Raw genomic sequence first — 20128 nt, forward strand, 5'->3', positions numbered from 1 at the left:
TATTGTTCTTCTCCTAATTGATTTGTTTACATCCCATTGTTATCGTTACTCAGAACTCCGAATATATAACTGAAGCTTCCAGGTTTTGCTCCTAACGTCTTCTCCATAATCGAAGTGAACGCTATTGCCTTTCGAGTCAGCTCATCAGGTTGCCATTGAAAAATACCTTCATCAAACAAAAATTGCGAAGAAACAAGTAGGAACTCTATCGATTCCCTTGGGTATTCCGTATCGAAAGCTCCCTCCTCAATTCCTTGTTCAATAACTTCCGTTAATATAGGAGTTAGCTGAAGAATCGTTTCTACTAAACTTTTTTGATGCATTTCGGCATTGTTTGCTAGATGCAACTGCTCAATTAATTGTTCCTTTTCGCTCGTATTAGGTTTTTGCGCCATTATAATTTGAAACATCTTTTCATGAGCTGTAAGCTCATTATTCGCCGCGATTGCTTTAGCAGCTGTCACCCCTAATTCGATATACCTCATCACAATCGCATCCATTACTTCTTCCTTGGATTGAAAATAATAATAAAACGTACCTTTAGCGATACCGACCACTTGTAAAATATCGTTAATCGTCGTTTTTGAATATCCTTTTGACCCAAATAGCCCCTCAGCAACATCTAATATTTCGTTTTTTCGTTCGTCTGGTTTTTTCGTTATTCTCAATAAAGACACCCCTCACCTATATAGACCGACGGTCGGTCTAATAAATTGTAACATCATTCCATTTTAACCGTCAAGATCCATAATAAACAAAAAATCGCCTTGCCCCTTAAAGAAAGAGCAAAGCGATTAGCACTATATGAGTTTATGTTGGTACCATTTATCCCCTTTAAACCTCCATGCAAAGATAAACCCTCGTACTCCCCATTCAGCAACCATCGCAATCCAGACTCCTAAAAGACCGAATCCAAGCGTAATTCCTAAAATATAACCAAGTATGATGCGTAATAGCCACATGGTCAGTAAAGAAGCTACAGACGTGAACTTCGAATCCCCTGCGGCTCTTAGAGCCGATGGCAATATAAAACTTAATGACCAAAGAAACGGCTGCGCAATTCCTATCAGCAGCATCAGAGTAAAGATGTCAGGGACGATTTCTTTTGGCGGGGCGTACATGTTTACGAGGAGCGGAAATAATATCAAGATAACTCCTGTAACTAGTACAAAAAATACGGTTGAAAGACCTAAAAAGGATTTTATAAACTTTCTAGCATCCGCGATATTTTTTCGTCCGATACTTTGTCCAACTACAGTAACGATAGCGACACTTAAAGCGGTTCCTCCGATTTGAAACAACATCGATAAAGAATTGCTGATTGCATTTACTGTAGTCGCGAGCGTTCCGAGCTGAACGATGTACGTTTGCGTTAATAGCTTTCCGCCATTAAAGAACATCCCTTCAGCAGCAAATGGAAGGCCGATGAACATAATTTTTTTCAAAATCGAAAAGTGGACACGAAACGTTTCCTTGATCTTAAAACGAAGAGATTGATTATATTTAAGTAAATAAATAATCGAAACGACCATACCAAGCACTCGTGCTACAACGAGTGAGATTGAAAGACCTACTACACCCATATCAAACACTTTTATGAACAAAATATTCAATCCAAAATAAGAGACATTCAATATTAACGATAACATCAAACATGCCTTCGTCTCGGCAACACCTCTAAGTACACCCGTTACAGCCTGATAAATCGCAATAAAAGGATAAGAGATGCAACTACCTATTAAAAAGATCTTCGCATTGTACAAGACATCCGCATCCGCATTGCCAAATAGCATGTTCAAAGTGGATTCATGAAAGATTAAAACTAATGCGGTAATTAACACGGATACAATCGCTACCGATGAAATAGATTGTGAAGCCGCCTTCGTAACCATCTCCTGATTTCCACTGCCCTTGTATTGAGCAACAATGACCGTACCACCTGTCGCTACAGCGATAAATAAATTAATGATAAACATATTAATCGAATCTACCATACTAACCGCACTAACAGCAGCTACTCCTGAAGAACTTATCATTGCTGTATTCATTAACGCCATCAGTACAATAAACGCAGAATCCACAAATATCGGAATAATAATTGCAAATATTTGCTTGTAGTCCATTGAGCTTCCCGAAAAATATTTGTTTAACATCGGTTCGCTTTTTCTATGAATCATTGATCGTATGCCATTCACTGCATCATCACTTCTTTTCATAAACTGTGTCTTAAGATCATCGTCATTGTCGAACAATTCTAATTATAACAAAAAAACAACATCTCTACTGTGATTTGAAATTTTATTTCAAAACTTTTTTGTTACGCTTACCCAAGTGGGTATATGGCACCTGCTCGACAAACACAATCTCTTTCGGCACTTGATATCTAGCAATTCTAGGTCGTAACCATTCCATAATGTCAGCTTCAGTAATTTTATTGTTCGGAGCCATTTGAACATACACTTTCAATCTTTGTCCAAAACGTTCGTCCGTCACACCAACTGCAGCTACATCTTCAATTAATGGATGATGGATGAGAACTTGCTCAATCTCAATCGGATATACATTTTCCCCGGCGGAAACGATCATATCATCGACTCTTCCTCTAAGAAAATAGTACCCCTGCTCATCCCGATATCCTAAATCACCTGTTTCGATCCATATATCCTTTCGATTACGCATGGACCAGCGATTTCGAACACATAACTGCCCTATCGTTCCGTCAGCAACTTTATTACGCTTTGCATCCAGTACCTTTAATCGGACACCGCTAATGACTTTGCCAATTGTAATTGAAGAGTAAGTTAAATGTTGTGGAGTAGCAACGATGTTGAGACCCGCTTCTGAAGTTCCATACAAATTAAATAAAACATCTCCTAATGAGCTCGACACATCGGCTACCAGTTTAGGACTTAACTCTGCACCGCCTGATGCGATACAAGCGAGTGACTTCAAGTCTGCCACATTATGCGCTAACATTTTATGTACCATTAATGGAACGACGGTTACAATTTCGACTTCGTGCTCTCTTATTAGATTGCATGCCTTTGCAGCGTTGAAACTAGCAGTTAACACAACTTTTTTTCCTAGTGCCATACATAATAGTAGGATTGCTATCCCGTATCCATGATAAATGGGTGTTGCAATATATGCTGAACGATGTTTCAGTAAATTTAGTTTAGTAAGAAGCGCTGAGAATGGATACAAGTAATTAAACAACGAAGGTTTATGCGCGACTTTTTTTGCTTTGCCAGTTGTACCTCCCGTTAGCAGCATTAACGTACTGGAAGAGGTACGCTTTCGCATGCCTCCTTCATATTGGAACATTCGGTGCAAATTATTGATGGCAGGGGAATGATCATGATAGCTCATTATCCGTTCCCTTGTATACGATGATTGTTTCAATAGTGCACTTAAATCTTCATCGTATACAATAAGGTCAAATGGATGAGCATCTAGAAGTTGATTAAGCTGACCTAAGCTCATCTCTGTATTAAGCAAGTAAATATCGGAACCTGCAAGTGAAGATGCAAAGATGGACTTTACTAAAGAGACGTGGTTTCTGCACAACAAACCGACTTTTTGACCGCTCCCAATTCCGTACTTTATATGGAAAATAGTCGTTAGCCGCTCAGATTCGGACATTAGCTCGGAATAAGTTATTGTTTCACGATCATCAATCAATGCGGTTCTTTCGCCATAGGTTCTTTCTGCAACTTTAATCAATGTCATGACATTGATTCCGTATTGATAAATTGCAGTAAATAATCTTAACAAAGATTGTGGAGATAACATTTTAATTTTATACAGTACCTCTAGCAGTTTAATGAAGCCCACTGCTCTTTCCCCTCCTTCGCAGTACGTTTGGCAACGCCCAATCCCACACCCCTCTGAACAAAATAGATGCAAGTTGTACGAATATGAGCCACCACGGCATTATTCGTTTACGTTTCGTATACATGGATTTCGCAATCATCGCAGCAACATGTTCTGGGCTCATAGCTGGCTTATTTGCATAAGAAGCCGTTGGCAAAATCATCGGTGTTCTTACTAAAGGAAGATATAGGGATGTTGTTGTGATCCCGCATGCATGAAGCTCGGGTGCAGTAGACCTTAGCCAAGTATCAAAAGCTGTTTTTGACGCTTGATATGCAGCCCAATATGGAAGAGGAATTAATGAAGTATTTATCGTAGAGACATTAATAATTTGGCCCTTATTGCTCTTGAGCTGTGGTATGACGGACAGTAGAATCTGCACGGGGACCAAATAATTGATCGCCATCGTTCGTGTAAAATCGTGACTCCTGTCCAATGAGTCCATAATAGAACGTCTTATGGAATGGCCTGCATTATTCACCATAATATCGACACCACCTGGCAGCCCATGAAGAAAGGTTAACAATCCGTCCATCTCATCCCCATCTCTTAAATCAGCCCGATAGACACTCACCTTTGCAACGTTTTTTTCGATATTTGCTTTCATAGTAAATAGTTTGTTTTCCCTTCTAGCTACTAGAATAAGATGAACATCAAATAGCGCAAGTAAATAAGCTAACTGCTCACCAATACCAGAGCTAGCTCCTGTAATCAAAATCGTCTTTCCGCGTAACGTATACGAAAGTTTATTTTTGTTCAATCGTGTCGGTAAAAATAGCACTTTTTCTAATAGGCTATACGAATGCATCGGCATCATCCTATGTGTGAGATTTCTACAAATAGCCAAGACGTTTCCCTTACGGAAACGCCTTGGCTACTTCAATCCACCTGCATCTCTATTTTAGCACAATATTCCAGCCGTTAAATTTTAAATTGGGACAGGTTATCTAGAAGATCCTGTACCATATCACTTAGTGAAGCTGACGCTGCACTTATTTGTTCCATCGAAGCAAGTTGCTCTTCCGCTGCTGCTGCTACACTTTGCGCCTCGGCAGACGCTTTATCTGCAAGCTCTGACTGATACGTAACCGTAGCAGATATTTGCTGAGTACCAGCAGTCATCTGCTCCGATGCAGCAGAAACCTCTTGCAACTGATCATTCACCGCTTCGATCTCCTTCAATATGGATGTAAATAACGCCCCGCTTACATTAACAGCATCCACACCTACTTCAATTTCACTTACACTTCTTTTCATTGATGCTTCTACTAATCTCGTTTCTGCTTGAACTTCCTTAATAATCGTAGCAATTTTACTAGAAGCAGCTTTAGCACCTTCTGCAAGCTTCCGCACCTCACCAGCAACTACGGCAAACCCTCTACCGTGCTCACCTGCTCTTGATGCTTCAATAGCGGCATTTAATGCAAGTAAATTAGTCTGAACACTAATATCCGTTATTAGTTGAACCGCGCTACCAATTTCCTCGGATTTACTTGCTAGTTTGCGTAGTGCCGATTCCGTTTCAGTTGCAGTAAGGTGAATAGAGTCCATTTTATCAACAGCTAGTTGAATGCGTTCATTGCCACGTCTAGTTTGGGTCGCAACTTCTTCCGTAGAAGTCGTTACTTCACCGCTGGATTCAGATATTCGCATAACACCTTCAGCCATCTCAAGAATAGCACGAGATGTATCCTCAGCAGTACGGCTTTGCGACTGTGCACCTTCCGCCACAGCTTGAATCGATTCGGCAATCGTTTCCGATGCTCTGCTTGTTTCAGCTGCTCCTGCAGTAAGCTGCTGTGAAGTAGCACCTACTGACATCGCCAAATCAGAGATTTGCCTAAACATATCTCTTAGCTTCAGAGACATCGTATTAAAAGCTTCTCCCATCTGACCGATCTCATCTTTTTTATAAATCTTAATCTGTCCGGTTAAGTCTCCCTCGGCCATCTCTTTCATCTTGCCCATAAGAATTCGGATTGGATTCACAATCATTATTTTCACCGTAATAAATACGACAAAACCAACGAGCAGCATTGCACTAATTGTCATTACGTTAGTAAGGAATCTGCTTTTTTCATAGTCTGCTAAAATAACTTCCTTCTCAACTGCAGTCTGTGTATACCACACTTGCTTCGAACCAGGCAAATCAAGTGTATCAAATGTTCGCAAAACCTCTTTGTTTTTCGAGTTGATCGTATAAGCAGAGGATGATTTCCCATTCATAAGTGCATTCCACAATTTTAGCTTGCCTGGGTTGTCGCCGAAATGTTTGCCAATGGAATCTGGGTCGTTAGGGTTAGCTATATATAGACCAGCACCTGTTACCAATGATACATATCCACCCATCGGAGTAAACGTTGCAGCCGCTTCCTGCAATTCTGTCATGGATAGATCCATTCCGACAATAGCCAAAACTTCACCTTTACTGTTCAGAATAGGCTTAACTATTGTACTTATTAATTCCTTTTTGCCAGCTACTTCATAAACAATCGGATCTATGTATTGAAGTTGCTTCGTCTTCTTTGTTACCGAATAATAATCTCCAACACCTTCTTGCATATAATCCGCTAATATTTGCCGCTGGATCTTCCCCTCATTGCGTACAAAATAAACGTTAAACCGCCCTGTAGGATCAATTGCTACTCCTTTATTTGCTGCAATTTCAACATCTTTTCCATCAAATGCATTTGGCTCCCAAAGTGTATATATACCATTTATTTTTGGGTTGACTTCAAGGATATTTTTTAACAACTTCTCTGCATCATCACGACTTCCAACTTCACTCATACTAACTAATGATTGAGATAATGTAGTGAGTGTTGATTCATAACCATGCATCGCAGAAATAATAAGCTCAGAGTAAGCACCACCAGCACTGTGTGCTTCAACTTCAGCTTTCTCGATACTGATTTTCTTCAGCGAGTTGAGATTCACCGTACCATATACACCAAATACAATGATCAATGTTACCAACAAATAACCGATTAACTTTGCTGATAAAGATAACTTTCGATAAAAACGCATACATCTCGCTCCCCCATGTTGACTTTACTCTACATTAATCGACATATTACGACATAAAATTAAGGGGCTGAGCAGCTAATTCTACAGTAAACTCAACAATTTTTTCTTAACTATATTGTTGACCAAAATAGTTAAGGCGCTGTCCCATAAGTAGATTACTCTACTTACGAAACAACGCCTTTTTCTGATTACTATTTTAAATACTACTATTATTTTTTAGTAACCGATTGGTACCATTCATTTACTTCTTTCGTAATTTGCTCGCCGCCGTTTGCATTCCAGCTCTTCACAAATTCATCGAATGCATCAACAGGCAATTTGCCATATACAATTTTATTAAACGTTTCTAGCTCGGATTGGTTAAGCAAGTTCCATTTTGTAATCATTGTAGGAGTTGCTGCACCTGTAAAGTAGTTTTGTTTACGAATGTCTAGTTGTGACATTACGACTTTTGCTGCATACCAGTTTTCTGGTTTACGGAAAGTAGCAATTTGTTTTTCGTAAGGTGTTTTCGCTTCTTCACCATTAGCTAGTTTAACTAGCGTACTCATATAAAGGTTTGGAATACGAGCAGGTCCAGTAATATACGGGAATTTATCAAAGAAACCTTCAATTTTTTCTTTATCTGTTGTTGGTTTGCCGTCTACCATATCCCAGTCATAACCTTGCGCGAATCCATATTCATACTTGCTTCCTGCTGTTGGGTCTGCCAAATTTTCAAGCAAGTAGTTATAGTAAAGAATAATTGCTTCTGGATTTTTTGCATCTTTATTAATCATAAAGCTGCTGTTAACACCTGAGTTTTGCCATTTCGTACCGATATGTCCATCCGGACCTGCTGGTATTGGATAAGCTTTGTACTCTGAACCTGGTACGTTTTTGATCAAATCTGGAGCTGGCCAGTCTGGAACCCAGTTCGCACCTGGCAATATTCCTGCACTACCTTTAGTCCAGTTTTCAGCTGCTTTGTCTTCAGCCCATAGTGCAGAGTCAGGGTGAATATAACCTTTCTCCATCCATTCTTGCAGCTTAGCAAGCGCTTGTTTCGTTCCTGGATTAACAGAACCATATTCTAGATTGCCATTAGCGTCTTTGTTCCATTGCTCATTAACAGCACCATATGCTCCGAAGAACCAATCAAGTCCGCCCATCCACGTATTCGTTTTACCTTTCATGGATATCGCAAGCGGATAAACATCTTTAGGAGCTAAGCCATCCGGATTTTGGTTTTTGAACTTGTCCATAATGTTTTCTAGATCTGCGATCGTTTTTGGTGCTTCAAGCTTAAGCTTAGTCATCCAATCTTCGCGAAGCCACAAAATCGTATCGTCATTATCCGTATACTCTAGAATTGGAAGATTCCATTTCTTGCCGTCCTTTGTGAACGGATACCAAAGCTCTGGATTCTCTTTTGCATGGTCTTTCCATATTTGCGTCGCATACTTCTCGAACAACTCTTCAATCGGAAGGAACTGCCCGGAATCAATAAGCTGGTTCGTAAGTACTGGATCTGAAGGTACCATTACAAAGTCAGGAAGTTTCTCACCAGATGTAAGTGCTAGCTGAAGTTGTTGTCTATACTGGGCATCACCTGCTGGATACCATGTGTTTTTATGTTTCATACCAAGAGTTTCAAGCATCCAACGATCATGAACGTTGTTTTCTTTTGATTCACCTTTGGTATATTCCTTTGGCATAATAATTGTACTAATTTCGATTGGTGGGTCATATTTACCTTTTTCAAAAACAGTTTCCGGAGCATTTGTTGTTACTCCTGCGCCATCCTTGCCTTTGTCTGCAGTGCTACCTTTGTTGTCATCTTTGCCACATGCTGACACGATAAGCGTCAATGCAATGAGCGGCAACAATAGTTTTTTGAATTTACCCATTTCGATTGTCCCCCTGCTGTATGAGATGGTTTATAGTCTTACTTTACCAACGCGCCTAGGAGATCATCTATAGGATTATTTCAGTTTCCATAGGACTCTGTCATGTTGTTAATTTCCTTCTCGATATTCCTGTGGTGTCGTTCCGAACTGTCTTTTAAAAACTTTGATAAAGTAGGCAGGGTCCAAATAACCGATCTCTGCACTAATTTCATATACCTTTTTGTCCGTTGTTTTCAGCTTATGACAAGCCGTTTCCATACGAAGCCGCGATACGAAATCACTTACTCCCTCACCAGTCTCAATCTTATATAATTTAGAAAGATGAGTTGGGTGAAGATTTACATGATCTGCGAGTGCTCGGAGCGAAACATCATGATGTAAGTTTGCTTCAACAAATCGTTGTGTTTTCTTGACATATATCGAGCGAATATCTTTTACTTCAGATGATGCCCCTTCCTTAAGCTTGCCCATTGTACGAAATGCCCAACTACGAAGCTTACTGATGGATGAAAATGCTTCACCATTTTGCAAAAGTTCAATATCTTGACCTAATATTCCTTCAAGTGTATGTCCGTTGCGATGTGAATAATGAGTAAATGACGAAGCGATTACGTATCCCGCTTCTAGGCAATGTTCCCATGAATCCGACCACTTCTCATCAAGCTCAGCAAATATTTGCGAAAGCTTATCTTCCGCTGAATCCCACCGACCAGCCTCTAGTAAACTTTTCAGCGCTGGTGGAGCATGTATAATGTCGAGTACCCCTTGTGGTACATGATTAGCTAAGTCACCTGCTCGCATGACAAACTCTCGTTCTTCCCCAACGATCTGCCGAAAGTAAGCAAGTGCATGCCGATAGCGATCTGTAAGTTTTTCAGGAAATAGAAATGGCTCAGTCATCACAATCGATAATGATCCTTTTAAAAATTGTTTTACTTTCGCTTGGAGCTGCATCGCTGCTTTCTCAAACTTTATTTCTTGTGAAGCATTCGATTGCCCGTCTTTGATTTGAAGTAAAAATGCTAAATAACCGTGTTCTTCCTTAACGCTCCACACATGAGCAAATTCACCGAAAATCTCTTCGGCTATATTAATAATGGCATATTCCATTAAATTTTGACCCCGATTACGAAACTCTCCAAACTCTTCTTCCATTCTGACTAGAAGAAGTGCACTTTCTCCAAAACTAAGAGGCAAGTTGTAACTTTCCAGCTTACGACTCCATTCTTCCATCGACAATCGTTCTCCACGCAAAGCGTTCAGCAATAATTGACCTCGTAATAAAGGAAGATTTTCTCTAAGAATATGTTCCACTCGCTCATAAGAGCTTACACTCCCCCATTCTCTTTCTAACTGTTCAATGGCCGATTTCACAGCTCCGAGTAATTCGTTATCTGTTGGTGGTTTAAGCAAATAATCCACTGCCTGATTTCTAAGCGCTTCTTTCGTATATTCAAAGTCAGAGTATCCTGACAAAATAATGCATTTGATCCGTTTGTCACGTTCACGGATTTTCTCAAGCAACTCTAGTCCCGTCATTTCTGGCATAAGAACATCCGAAATGACGATATCTATCGGATAGGTTTCGATTAGTTGTAACGCTTCTTGTGCGGAGTAAGCTTTATGAACCTGTTCAATTCCTAATTTGTGCCACGGCTTTGTTGTGGATAGGTTGTCTACCCAATGGGCTTCGTCATCAACGATGATCATTTGCATGTGTACGTTCTCCTTCTTGATTCGAATGATGGCGTTCTTCATCACCTGTAGGTATTTCCCACATCAACTCTGATCGAAACCCTCCAATGTCAGATTTCATGAAAGTAAGTCGCGACCTTCCTCCGAATTGATGCATAATACGCTGGTTCGTATTCCAGAAGCCATATCCCATTTCTTCTTGCAGCGGTTGTTCCATTTTACGATTTAACGCGTCCAATTGTTCATCTGTCATTCCAGGTCCATCATCATCTATCGTTAGCTTGCAGAGACCATCCGCCATTACACCAGTAATACGAATTTCACCCGAAGCATACGTTTTTCCTACTCCATGAATAACGGCATTTTCTACGATTGGCTGAAGGATCAGACGAGGCACTTCCTGCCACATCATCTCATTCGGAATGTCGATATGATAATGAATTCTAGGGTTACGAAGCTTCTGAATATCTAAATAGTTAATAATAAGCCCTACTTCATCTGAAAGTGAAGCAGTTGGCCGCTCCAATCTGGTCATATAACGATAATATGCACTCAAATTGTGACCCATAGAAACAACAGCCTCTTCATCCTTCATCTGGGACATATTAATCATATATCCAATACAGTTGTATAAGAAATGCGGATTTATTTGCGCTTGTAATTGCTTTAATGTCGCTTCCCTTACTCTTAACTTTTCGTTTAAGACGTTTTCTATTAGACTTTGAATTTGCTTCGACATATCGTTAAACCGATAAAACAGAAAGGCAAATTCGTTATTTACATTTGAATTCATTCGTACCGAAAAATCTCCTCGTTGAACACTTTGTAAACCTAACATTAGCTTGCGAATTGGTCTTTGGACATTACGATAAAGCAGTACCGAAGCAGCAACTCCGACTAAAAAAAGAAGCAGCATTGCGGCATAAAACAAATTTCGATTAAACGAAATCGGTCCTAATATTTGTTCCAGCGGTGCAATATCGACTAAATACCATCCTAAGGACTCTGATTTCACAGAACTAATTAAGTATCTCTTATTATCGAGCTCAACAACACTTTGCATGGAATCTTCAACATTTATTCCGTTTAAGTATCGAACTAGCTCTGACGATAGTTCTATATCTGCAGTTCGGTTTAAAATCGGTGAATACCCCTTATGATATAACAAAGGATCACCTTGTCCGCCTGCTTTGTAGGTGTCTAACATATTTTGAATGTTTTCATGGTAAAAACTTGCTTGAACGACTAAATCATTCCCTTTAAGCTCATCCTGTTCTCCGAATGTATCCGAATAAAACCAATGAAAGGCTATAGGTTTGTTAGATGTTGCTTCTTCTCCATCACCGTAAGACCATTTACCAATCACATTTCTTTTTAAATATTGTTCATCGTAATGTACCGCGCTTTTTTTATTTGAAATAGCCTCTTTATTGAGCTGCGAATATAAGGTGAACTCAACAGGCCAAATACTCATAACTCCAGATTGCAGCATCATCTTTTCTTGAATGACATATCTCGTCTGCATCCGATCATAACGATCATCCCAAATGTTTAGTCCGTTAAACTTGCGTACGTTCGGATCTCTGGAAAAGGTAACTACAAAATCCATCGTTTGATTGATACGCGACTCCATTTGACTAGAGAAAAAGGATAGTTGCTTTAAATTGGACGCTTGAAGTTCTTTATCAATTACATTCATAGACACTTTATTGGTGTACGTAAAAAAAATGATGACTGGAATAAACAGGAGAACGATCAACCCATTCATTTTTGCAAACAAACTAAGCTTGGAACCTAATCTTCTCCTGACCACACTTATGCCTCTGCCTAACATCAATAACGTTCCCCCCGACAATTTCCATAACAAAACCCTATCGATCCTAATAATGTCTTATAGTTTGATCCTTGTACATGTTGATATTATATATAGCAAGGCTACACCTCATTTACAAATGAAATTTTAGAAAGGGAGAGAACTATGGATCAAATCACATCATCGCATCCCAATCTCAAATCCACTCGTGGAGTAGGAAAGAGAAAAGGATTTAAAATTCCTTGGACATTGCATCTTATGGTACTGCCAGCCGTAATTACGGTTTTCATTTTTTCCTACCTTCCAATGACGGGTATCGTTATGGCGTTCCAAGATTATAAGGCTGGACTCGGAATTACTGGCTCTCCATTCGTTGGCCTGAAGCATTTTAAATACATGTTTGAAAATGATTACTTCATGAAAATCACTTTAAACACTGTAATCTTCGCTTGTTCCAAAATCGTTCTAAATTTGATTATTCCCTTTACCTTCGCACTATTATTGAACGAAGTTCGGAATATGGCGTTCAAAAGATCGATTCAAACACTCGTCTACTTGCCTCACTTTTTATCGTGGGTTACCCTTGGCGGTATTTTGATAGACTTGCTCGCTCAAACTGGTATCGTTAACTCTTTCCTCACGAGCGTATTCGGCATAAAACCGATATTTTTCTTAGGCGACGGCACATGGTTCCGTCTCACTATTATTTTCAGTGATGTTTGGAAGGAATTCGGCTTTAATACGATCATCTTCCTCGCTGCACTTGCTGGTATTAACCCAGCCCTATATGAAGCAGCTGAAGTCGATGGTGCAAGCAGAATCAAGCAAACGATGCATATTACAATACCAGCACTTATTCCGATTCTAATCGTTGTTGCTACACTTGCGCTTGGAAACGTACTTAATGCAAACTTTGACCAAGTGTTTAACTTGTACAGCCCGATGATCTATCAACAAGGTGATATTATTGACACATTCGTATATAGAGAAGGCTTACTAGGTGGACAATTTAGTTTTGCAACAGCTGTAAGTTTGTTCAAATCAGTGATCAGCTTAGTATTAATTATTGTCTCTTACAAACTAGCTCATAAATATGCTGGATACCGTATCTTCTAACATCTTTTATTAGAAACAGCTTCCTAGAAAGGGTGACTTCTCGTGTATCATAAAACGGTGCCTTATCGCATTTTCAACGTGTTTAACAATATATTTCTTGCTGTGATATCAATCGGTTGTTTGTTGCCTTTGTTTCACTTATTGATGGTTTCCTTAAGTGACACATCCGCAGCAAATGCCGGGCTCGTTACTTTCTGGCCAATTAACTTTAATGTAGATGCTTACGCCAGAACGTTCGAAAATGAAAACTTTATGACTTCCCTTATCGTATCACTCAAACGTACCATCATCGGTACAGCACTTGCGTTAGTTGTTAACTCGCTTGCTGCTTACGCGTTATCTAAAGATAATCGAATTTTTCCCGGCAGAAACGGATACTTGTGGTACTTTATCGTTACGATGTTATTCAGTGTCGGCCTAATCCCAGGATATATCCTAATCCTGAAGCTGGGGTTACTGAATAATTTGTTCGCACTTATATTGCCTGGTCTTGTAGCTGTCTATAATGTTATTCTTCTCCTCAACTTCTTCCGTAACGTACCAAAAGAATTAGAAGAAGCTACTTTTATAGATGGTGCCGGACATTTCCGCAGCTTCATATCGATCTATCTTCCAATCTCTATGCCAGCTATCGCAACAATTGCATTGTTTACGATGGTAGGACACTGGAATGCATACTTTGATGGACTTATCTATATGAAGGGTGTTGAAAATCTGCCGTTAGCAAGTTTCATGCAAACTCTTATCGTTCAAGGCAGCAAAACAGGATTCGATCTATTAGTTATTGAAAGCATGTCGGAAAGAACACTACGTGCATCACAAATCTTTATTAGTGCCCTGCCAATCTTGATCGTTTATCCACTTTTGCAACGTTTCTTCGTAAAAGGGATTGTCATTGGTGCGGTTAAAGAATAGCATCTAGTAATTAATGAATATGGCTGCAAAATGGGGGCTGACTCGTAACATTACGAGTCAGCCCTTTTGCTGTGCATACCACGTAGAAAAGCACCATCTCATTGGGATATCGACCTATGAGATGGTGCTCTACGTTTTGCTCTGGCTATAGGGCGTGTAACCCGATTTTTTCGGGTTAGAGCTCGGGTAGCTCGAGCTTCGACGCCTTTAATCCGATTTTTTCGGATTACACGCCCGCCGAGAGTTTGCATGAATTATTTCTTTAATACAAATGGAAGCTGTGCATTCATCTTACTGTTAGGACCTACGAAAGCAACAAATGCACCTGCGTCGCTCTCATGTGTTAAATCAGAATGGTAGTAACGTAACTGCTCCTCTGTAAGGACAAATTCAATCTCCGTACTTTCTCCCGGCTGAAGTAGTACTTTGCGGAAGTCCTTTAGCTCCTTAACCGGACGTACAACCTCACCCGACATATCACGAACGTAGAATTGAACCGTTTCTACTCCAGCTACACTACCTTTATTCGTCAAACTAACTGTAAGCTTGATTGGATCTGTTACGGTTATAACATCAGAAGATAGCTGAGCTTCACCGTATTCAAAATCAGAATAACTAAGTCCGAATCCAAACGGTAGCAATGGCTCATTTGGAATATCTAAGTACTGGGACACGTAACGAACTTGTGCATCTGGAGCACCTTGCGGACGTCCAGTGTTGTAAGCATTATAGTAAACAGGTATTTGACCTACGCTGTAAGGGAACGACATCACTAATCTTCCACTTGGGTTAGCGTCTCCGAACAACAGCTCAGCTACAGCACTGCCGGCTTGAGAACCTGGATACCAAGCTTCTAGTATAGCATCAGCTTCCTCGTAAACACCGTGTAAATCTAATGGACGACCATTAAATAGTACAACTACGATCGGCTTACCCAATACTTTAAGCTTACGAACTAATTCGAGCTGAACGTGAGGCAATTTAATATCTGCTCTGCAAGCCGCTTCACCATTCATATCTGAATGTTCTCCTAAAGCTAAAACGATGATCTCAGCATCATTAGCAGCCGTTAGTGCAGCTTGCCACTGTTCCTTCGTTTCTGTCTCTATTCCGCAGCCTTCAGCTATTAACAGCTCAGCCTGTCCGTTCAACTTATTGCTCATTCCATCAGCGAGCGTAACCGCATCTTCCTTCGCGCCTGTCCATGACCATGGTCCAAGTACATCGTTGTTAGTAGCAAAAGGACCGATTAATGCAATTTTACGATCACGTTTAAGTGGCAAAACACCCTCATTTTTGAGCAGGACACATGATTTGATCGCCAAATCTTTTGCGACTTCTTGGTGAGCTTCACAGAATACAATTTCTTTCTCACGCTCTGGATCAGCAGCACGATAAGGATTTTCAAACAATCCTAGTTTCTCTTTTAATTGAAGGATGCGGAGTACAGCCTCGTCAATAAGTGCTTCGTCTACTTCTTTATTTTCCACTAGCTCGGACAAATGTTTGACATAACAAGCTGTCATCATTTCGATGTCGACACCAGCTTTGATTGATTTAAGTGCTGCTTCGGATTCATCTGCAGCGATACCATGTGCGATCAATTCTCTAACTGCTCCCCAGTCCGAGATCAATATGCCATTAAAGCCCCATTCTTCACGCAATAGCTTCCGCATTAACTTGGAGTTGCCCGTTGCTGGGATACCATCCACCGTGTTAAAGGAAGTCATAACCATCTCGCAGCCTTCATCGAGAGCAGCTTTATACGCTGGCAAATAAAACTCACGCATTTGGCGATCCGATAAATCGACTGTATTATAATCACGACCAGCTTCCGCTGCGCCATATGCTGCAAAGTGTTTAACACAAGCAGCTACTCTATCCATTTCATTAGGTAAATCCTTACCTTGGAATCCTCTTACGAAAGCTTTTGAGAACTCAGCATTCAGGAATGGGTCTTCACCAGTTGATTCTACTACTCGGCCCCATCTCGGATCACGCACTAGATCTACCATCGGTGCGAAAGTAACATGAACACCGGAAACAGCCGCTTCCTTAGCAGCAATTTCTGCACTCTTTTCTGCAAGCTCCATATCCCATGAACAACCAATGGCAAGCGGCACTGGGAAGATCGTTTTAAAACCATGAACAATATCGGCCATCATTAAGAGCGGAATACCGTGACGGTTATGCTTCAAATGAGTACGTTGTACATTGATAACTTCCTGTGCACCAGCAATGCCAAGTACAGAACCTGAGTTATGGACTGTTTCCTCTTTAATACCGAGGGAATCCATAGGCCCAGTAATTTGACCTTCACCTACAGCTCCTTCATAAAACGGCACAGCCAGCTGAATAAGTTGGGCTACTTTTTCATCAAGCGTCATTTGACTAATTAGCTCATTTAAGTTCACTTTATTAATTTGCATGTTTGGAATATGTTGATTCTGATCTGTCATGTTTATCGCAACCTCTCTAGGAGTAATTTCAACAGAATCGAAACGTTTCGATTAGTCTATAATTGAATTATAAATCTCATTTTCTACCGCTGTCAAATGGATTATAACGATAAAAATAGGAGTATATAGAGGGTTGTATGCTATTTCTAGTTCGGTTATAGTTAAAATCTAAACGTTTCACCAATTTTTGTAGAGGGGCGAGTACTTTGGTAAGCATTAAAGATATTGCAAAGCACGCTGGAGTCTCGATATCTACCGTTTCATGTGCCCTTAATGGTAGTGATAAAGTAACAAAAGAAACGACAGCGAAAATCTTAAAAATTGCCGAGGAACTAAATTACGTGCCTCATGCAGCAGCTCGATTGTTAAAGACAAAAAAATCGAATATGATTGGTATTTTTTTGAGGGATTTTAGCGGAAGTTTTTATGGCGATTTGTTACAAGGAATTAAAGATTTTCTTAGTGTTCGAGGGTATGATTTGCTCGTGTGTAGCGGAGCACAGTCACGCAGATTAATTGCCGAAAGGATGATCGACGGCTCGATTATTCTCGACGCGACATTCACAAACGAAGAACTGCTTCAATATATGAAGCAAGGACATAAAGCGGTTGTATTAGATCGCGAGCTTGATCATTCACATATTAATCAAGTGCTGCTCGACAACAAAGCTGGTGCAACTCTTGCACTTGAATATCTAATTGAGCAAGGACATACCAACATATACATTGTAACAGGTCCAACTAGCTCTTACGATGCTAGTCAAAGATTACGTGCGGTCAAACAAGTTATTGAACGTAATCCTATGTTGGATATACATGAAATAACGGGTGATTTCACTAAAGCAGCAGGCGAAGTGGCTGCAAAACATATCGCATCAGAATATACGACTCCAATCGCCGTATTTTGTCTTAATGACGAGATGGCAATTGGCGTATACAGCTACATTAGCAATCATACCGACCTTGTAATCGGTGAGCACATTCATCTCATTGGATTCGATAATATTGAGTTATCCCAATTCGTTCAGCCTAGATTAACGACGATTAACTACTCGATGCGCAAGTGGGGGGCGCTCGCTTCTGAGCAGTTGCTTAAAATGTTGAATGACGAGACTGTTGATCATGAACGAGTTTACGTTACTCTTGTTGAAGGGGCCTCGGTGAGGTCTAGTGGGTAACCATATTTATTTAAGTTTGGCTAATAATTATAGTCTTGTAGATGAATTTGTACAAAGATCACATGTACATTTATTGTTTGCAAGAGTGAAGTATAATTTTAATAAATTATTATCTGTTGGACAAATTATGCCGCAATTCTAAAGACTTGATTCATTCATAACAACATCATCCCATCCAATTGAAAAATTATAATCTCATAAATCATCTACTTAAATTTATAATAAAAGATACATTCTCTTACTATGTGTTAATTAGCCATTAAGCTGAATATCGCTTTGCTTGCGTGTTGAACATATCAGCATATGAGCCTTCTAGATGGAGTAGCTCTTCATGGCTGCCTACTTCAATAATTTCACCGTTATGCAAGACGATAATTTTATCTGCAAAACGACAACTGCTTAGACGATGGGAAATCATTATAGTGGTTTTCCCTTCGTATAGCTTTGCGAAATTATCGTATATTTCTGCTTCCGCTCTTGGATCGAGAGCTGCTGTTGGTTCATCCAAAATCACAATTTGAGCATCTCTCATAAATGCGCGACTTAAAGCGATTTTCTGCCATTGCCCACCAGACAGTTCGTGCCCTTGATGAAACATTGCACCAAGCTCCGTATCTAGCCCGTTAGGAAGGTTTTTGATTAACTCTCCTACTCCCGCTTTAGCTGCTGCGACTTCTACATAAGCATCATCATCAATTTTTCCGTGACCCATCGCGATGTTTTCTCGAACGGTTAGATTGTAGCTCTCAAAATCTTGAAATACTGCAGATACATGCTCACGTAAACTCTTAGGATCTATTGTACGAATGTCAACTCCATCAAATTTAATCGAACCATTGTCAGGCATATAGAGTCCTAACAAACACTTTACGAGCGTACTTTTTCCAGCCCCGTTTTCGCCAACAATAGCGATTTTTTCACCTGGTTTTATCATAAAGCTGATCCCTTTCAATTGGGGAGACGTATGCGTTGCATAGGTGAACGAAAGATTGTTAATTAGGATATGCTTTTGTAATTTTTCAGGAAATGCTCTCATCTTTTGATCTCCATTGATAGCCTCCCATTTATTGTGGAATGTTGCTTTTCCGTTTTCTTAATTTAATCATAGACCTTGTCTATATGTATGTCTGTTGACAATAAGAAACATTTATAGAAGTTTTTAAATACTAGTAATCGAGATTTTCATTGCGTAGTAGCTGTAAAAACTCCTTGAAACTATTTAGTCAAAGTGAATATGTTCGAATAGTAGAGGAATAGAATTTCTGCTTTCCATTAATGTGAACTTAGTGTAATTAAGTTAAAAAAAGGTTGCGTAATGCTGACCACGTGTGGCAAAATCAATTTTATTAATACAAAATTTCTATATGAGTGTAGCCTATCATTATGTCGTTTTCATAAAGACATTTGTAGCAGCGTCATAGAGAAAAACCCCTGATGGAATGACATACTTAATAACAATTTCGTTAGCGTTGAAAAAGTTTAATATGTGAAGGGGTAGCTACGTCTATGGATATACGAATTGATTTCGGTCAACGTATTAAAGAACTCCGTACTCGAGCAGGTATGTCACAAGAAATATTAGCGCATTATTCTGAATTAGATCGCAGCTATATAAGTTCGATAGAAAGTGGGAATCGAAATATTAGCATTTTAAACATTGCGAAAATTGCAGATGCTCTTAAGGTTTCTATTCCTTATTTGTTTTCCAATGAAAGGTTTTCTATCCATCCTGCTTATCAACAGCAAGACTTTAAAATTCCATTCGCCAATAGATTTCATTATTACCTCGATCACGAAAAGAAAATACTCGCTTTACAAGTTAAGGGCTTGTTAAATGGTTATGAGGACTGTAATTATCTTAGTTCAGTTGTGATGGGTATTTGCTCCGCATTCGGCAAAGGGGGGCTTCACTTATTTGTAGACCATCGTTTTATGGTGAGTTCTGACGGTCAGCCAGCAGTATACTCGCCAGAGGTTTTATTAAAAAACCTCGAACTCCAACAAAAAGTGTTAGCCTACTGTAACAAGGTAGTTGTACTCTGTCCATTAAAAAGACATTTTTTCCTGCAAAGGGTGCCTTAGTAGCCTCATACGACAGGAAGAGATGTCTCTTTTTTATTTCATTTGCTAAACTTGTTGCTATTCGCATACAAATATAGTAAA

Annotated in this window: 14 protein-coding genes; 4 read left to right on the top strand and 10 right to left on the bottom strand. The window is 39.7% G+C overall.

The features are described 5' to 3' along the window. Positions 1-26: 26 nt before the first annotated feature. From I6N90_RS11200 to I6N90_RS11235, 8 genes are all read right to left on the bottom strand, one after another. A complete protein-coding gene (locus I6N90_RS11200) occupies positions 27-668 on the bottom strand; it encodes a TetR/AcrR family transcriptional regulator (protein WP_197935584.1) in 642 nt (213 codons plus the stop codon). A 132-nt stretch (positions 669-800) separates the two neighbouring features. Continuing rightward, the gene (locus tag I6N90_RS11205) at positions 801-2216 is read right to left on the bottom strand and encodes an MATE family efflux transporter (protein WP_197935873.1); all 1416 of its coding nucleotides are present in this window, start codon (positions 2214-2216) and stop codon (positions 801-803) included. An 82-nt stretch (positions 2217-2298) separates the two neighbouring features. Next, entirely contained in the window at positions 2299-3834 is a 1536-nt protein-coding gene (locus tag I6N90_RS11210) for an AMP-binding protein (RefSeq protein ID WP_332262438.1), read from the bottom strand. Beyond that, positions 3821-4681, bottom strand: coding sequence for an SDR family NAD(P)-dependent oxidoreductase (locus I6N90_RS11215; protein WP_197935875.1), 861 nt, complete (start codon positions 4679-4681; stop codon positions 3821-3823). The genes I6N90_RS11210 and I6N90_RS11215 overlap by 14 nt, the downstream gene beginning before the upstream one ends. 113 nt (positions 4682-4794) lie before the next feature. Further along, entirely contained in the window at positions 4795-6900 is a 2106-nt protein-coding gene (locus I6N90_RS11220; RefSeq protein ID WP_197935585.1) for a methyl-accepting chemotaxis protein, read from the bottom strand. Positions 6901-7109: 209 nt separating this feature from the next. Continuing rightward, entirely contained in the window at positions 7110-8789 is a 1680-nt protein-coding gene (locus I6N90_RS11225; RefSeq protein WP_197935586.1) for an ABC transporter substrate-binding protein, read from the bottom strand. Between the two features lie 108 nt (positions 8790-8897). After that, positions 8898-10505 (bottom strand): response regulator transcription factor, encoded by a 1608-nt coding sequence (locus I6N90_RS11230; RefSeq protein ID WP_197935587.1) that lies wholly within the window; start codon positions 10503-10505, stop codon positions 8898-8900. After that, positions 10486-12318, bottom strand: coding sequence for a sensor histidine kinase (locus tag I6N90_RS11235; protein WP_232242942.1), 1833 nt, complete (start codon positions 12316-12318; stop codon positions 10486-10488). Before I6N90_RS11235 ends, I6N90_RS11230 begins: the two co-directional genes overlap by 20 nt. 237 nt (positions 12319-12555) lie before the next feature. On the opposite strand from I6N90_RS11235, the gene I6N90_RS11240 reads away from it, so the two are divergent. Together I6N90_RS11240 and I6N90_RS11245 are read left to right on the top strand one after the other, a co-directional pair. Continuing rightward, the gene (locus tag I6N90_RS11240) at positions 12556-13413 is read left to right on the top strand and encodes an ABC transporter permease (RefSeq protein ID WP_232242943.1); all 858 of its coding nucleotides are present in this window, start codon (positions 12556-12558) and stop codon (positions 13411-13413) included. 42 nt (positions 13414-13455) lie between these two features. Further along, positions 13456-14328: a carbohydrate ABC transporter permease gene (locus I6N90_RS11245; protein WP_197935589.1), complete on the top strand. Its 873-nt coding sequence runs from the start codon at positions 13456-13458 to the stop codon at positions 14326-14328. Between the two features lie 254 nt (positions 14329-14582). Here the strand turns inward: I6N90_RS11245 and I6N90_RS11250 are convergent, their stop codons facing one another. After that, entirely contained in the window at positions 14583-16787 is a 2205-nt protein-coding gene (locus I6N90_RS11250; RefSeq protein ID WP_197935590.1) for a glycoside hydrolase family 3 N-terminal domain-containing protein, read from the bottom strand. A gap of 206 nt (positions 16788-16993) precedes the next feature. Here I6N90_RS11250 and I6N90_RS11255 point away from each other — a divergent pair, with 206 nt between their 5' ends. Then, on the top strand, positions 16994-17965 hold the full coding sequence (locus I6N90_RS11255; protein ID WP_197935591.1) for a LacI family DNA-binding transcriptional regulator: 972 nt from the start codon (positions 16994-16996) through the stop codon (positions 17963-17965). 259 nt (positions 17966-18224) lie between these two features. Here I6N90_RS11255 and I6N90_RS11260 read toward each other — a convergent pair whose 3' ends face one another. Next, positions 18225-19001 (bottom strand): ABC transporter ATP-binding protein, encoded by a 777-nt coding sequence (locus I6N90_RS11260; protein WP_197935592.1) that lies wholly within the window; start codon positions 18999-19001, stop codon positions 18225-18227. Positions 19002-19471: 470 nt separating this feature from the next. Between I6N90_RS11260 and I6N90_RS11265 the strand changes: the two genes are divergently transcribed. Next, positions 19472-20047, top strand: a complete 576-nt coding sequence (locus I6N90_RS11265) for a helix-turn-helix domain-containing protein (RefSeq protein WP_197935593.1) — start codon at positions 19472-19474, stop codon at positions 20045-20047. Positions 20048-20128 lie beyond the last annotated feature (81 nt).

This window comes from Paenibacillus sp. GSMTC-2017 (genome assembly GCF_016019935.1).
Lineage (GTDB): Bacteria > Bacillota > Bacilli > Paenibacillales > Paenibacillaceae > Pristimantibacillus.

What these genes read in the sequence shown, in the direction of transcription:
- I6N90_RS11260 (WP_197935592.1), bottom strand. Translation starts at nt 19,001, where the DNA reads ATGAGAGCATTTCCTGAAAAATTACAAAAGCATATCCTAATTAACAAT.
- I6N90_RS11235 (WP_232242942.1), bottom strand. Translation starts at nt 12,318, where the DNA reads ATGTTAGGCAGAGGCATAAGTGTGGTCAGGAGAAGATTAGGTTCCAAG.
- I6N90_RS11250 (WP_197935590.1), bottom strand. Translation starts at nt 16,787, where the DNA reads ATGACAGATCAGAATCAACATATTCCAAACATGCAAATTAATAAAGTG.
- I6N90_RS11265 (WP_197935593.1), top strand. Translation starts at nt 19,472, where the DNA reads ATGGATATACGAATTGATTTCGGTCAACGTATTAAAGAACTCCGTACT.
- I6N90_RS11220 (WP_197935585.1), bottom strand. Translation starts at nt 6,900, where the DNA reads ATGCGTTTTTATCGAAAGTTATCTTTATCAGCAAAGTTAATCGGTTAT.
- I6N90_RS11230 (WP_197935587.1), bottom strand. Translation starts at nt 10,505, where the DNA reads ATGCAAATGATCATCGTTGATGACGAAGCCCATTGGGTAGACAACCTA.
- I6N90_RS11215 (WP_197935875.1), bottom strand. Translation starts at nt 4,681, where the DNA reads ATGCATTCGTATAGCCTATTAGAAAAAGTGCTATTTTTACCGACACGA.
- I6N90_RS11240 (WP_232242943.1), top strand. Translation starts at nt 12,556, where the DNA reads ATGGTACTGCCAGCCGTAATTACGGTTTTCATTTTTTCCTACCTTCCA.
- I6N90_RS11205 (WP_197935873.1), bottom strand. Translation starts at nt 2,216, where the DNA reads ATGAAAAGAAGTGATGATGCAGTGAATGGCATACGATCAATGATTCAT.
- I6N90_RS11225 (WP_197935586.1), bottom strand. Translation starts at nt 8,789, where the DNA reads ATGGGTAAATTCAAAAAACTATTGTTGCCGCTCATTGCATTGACGCTT.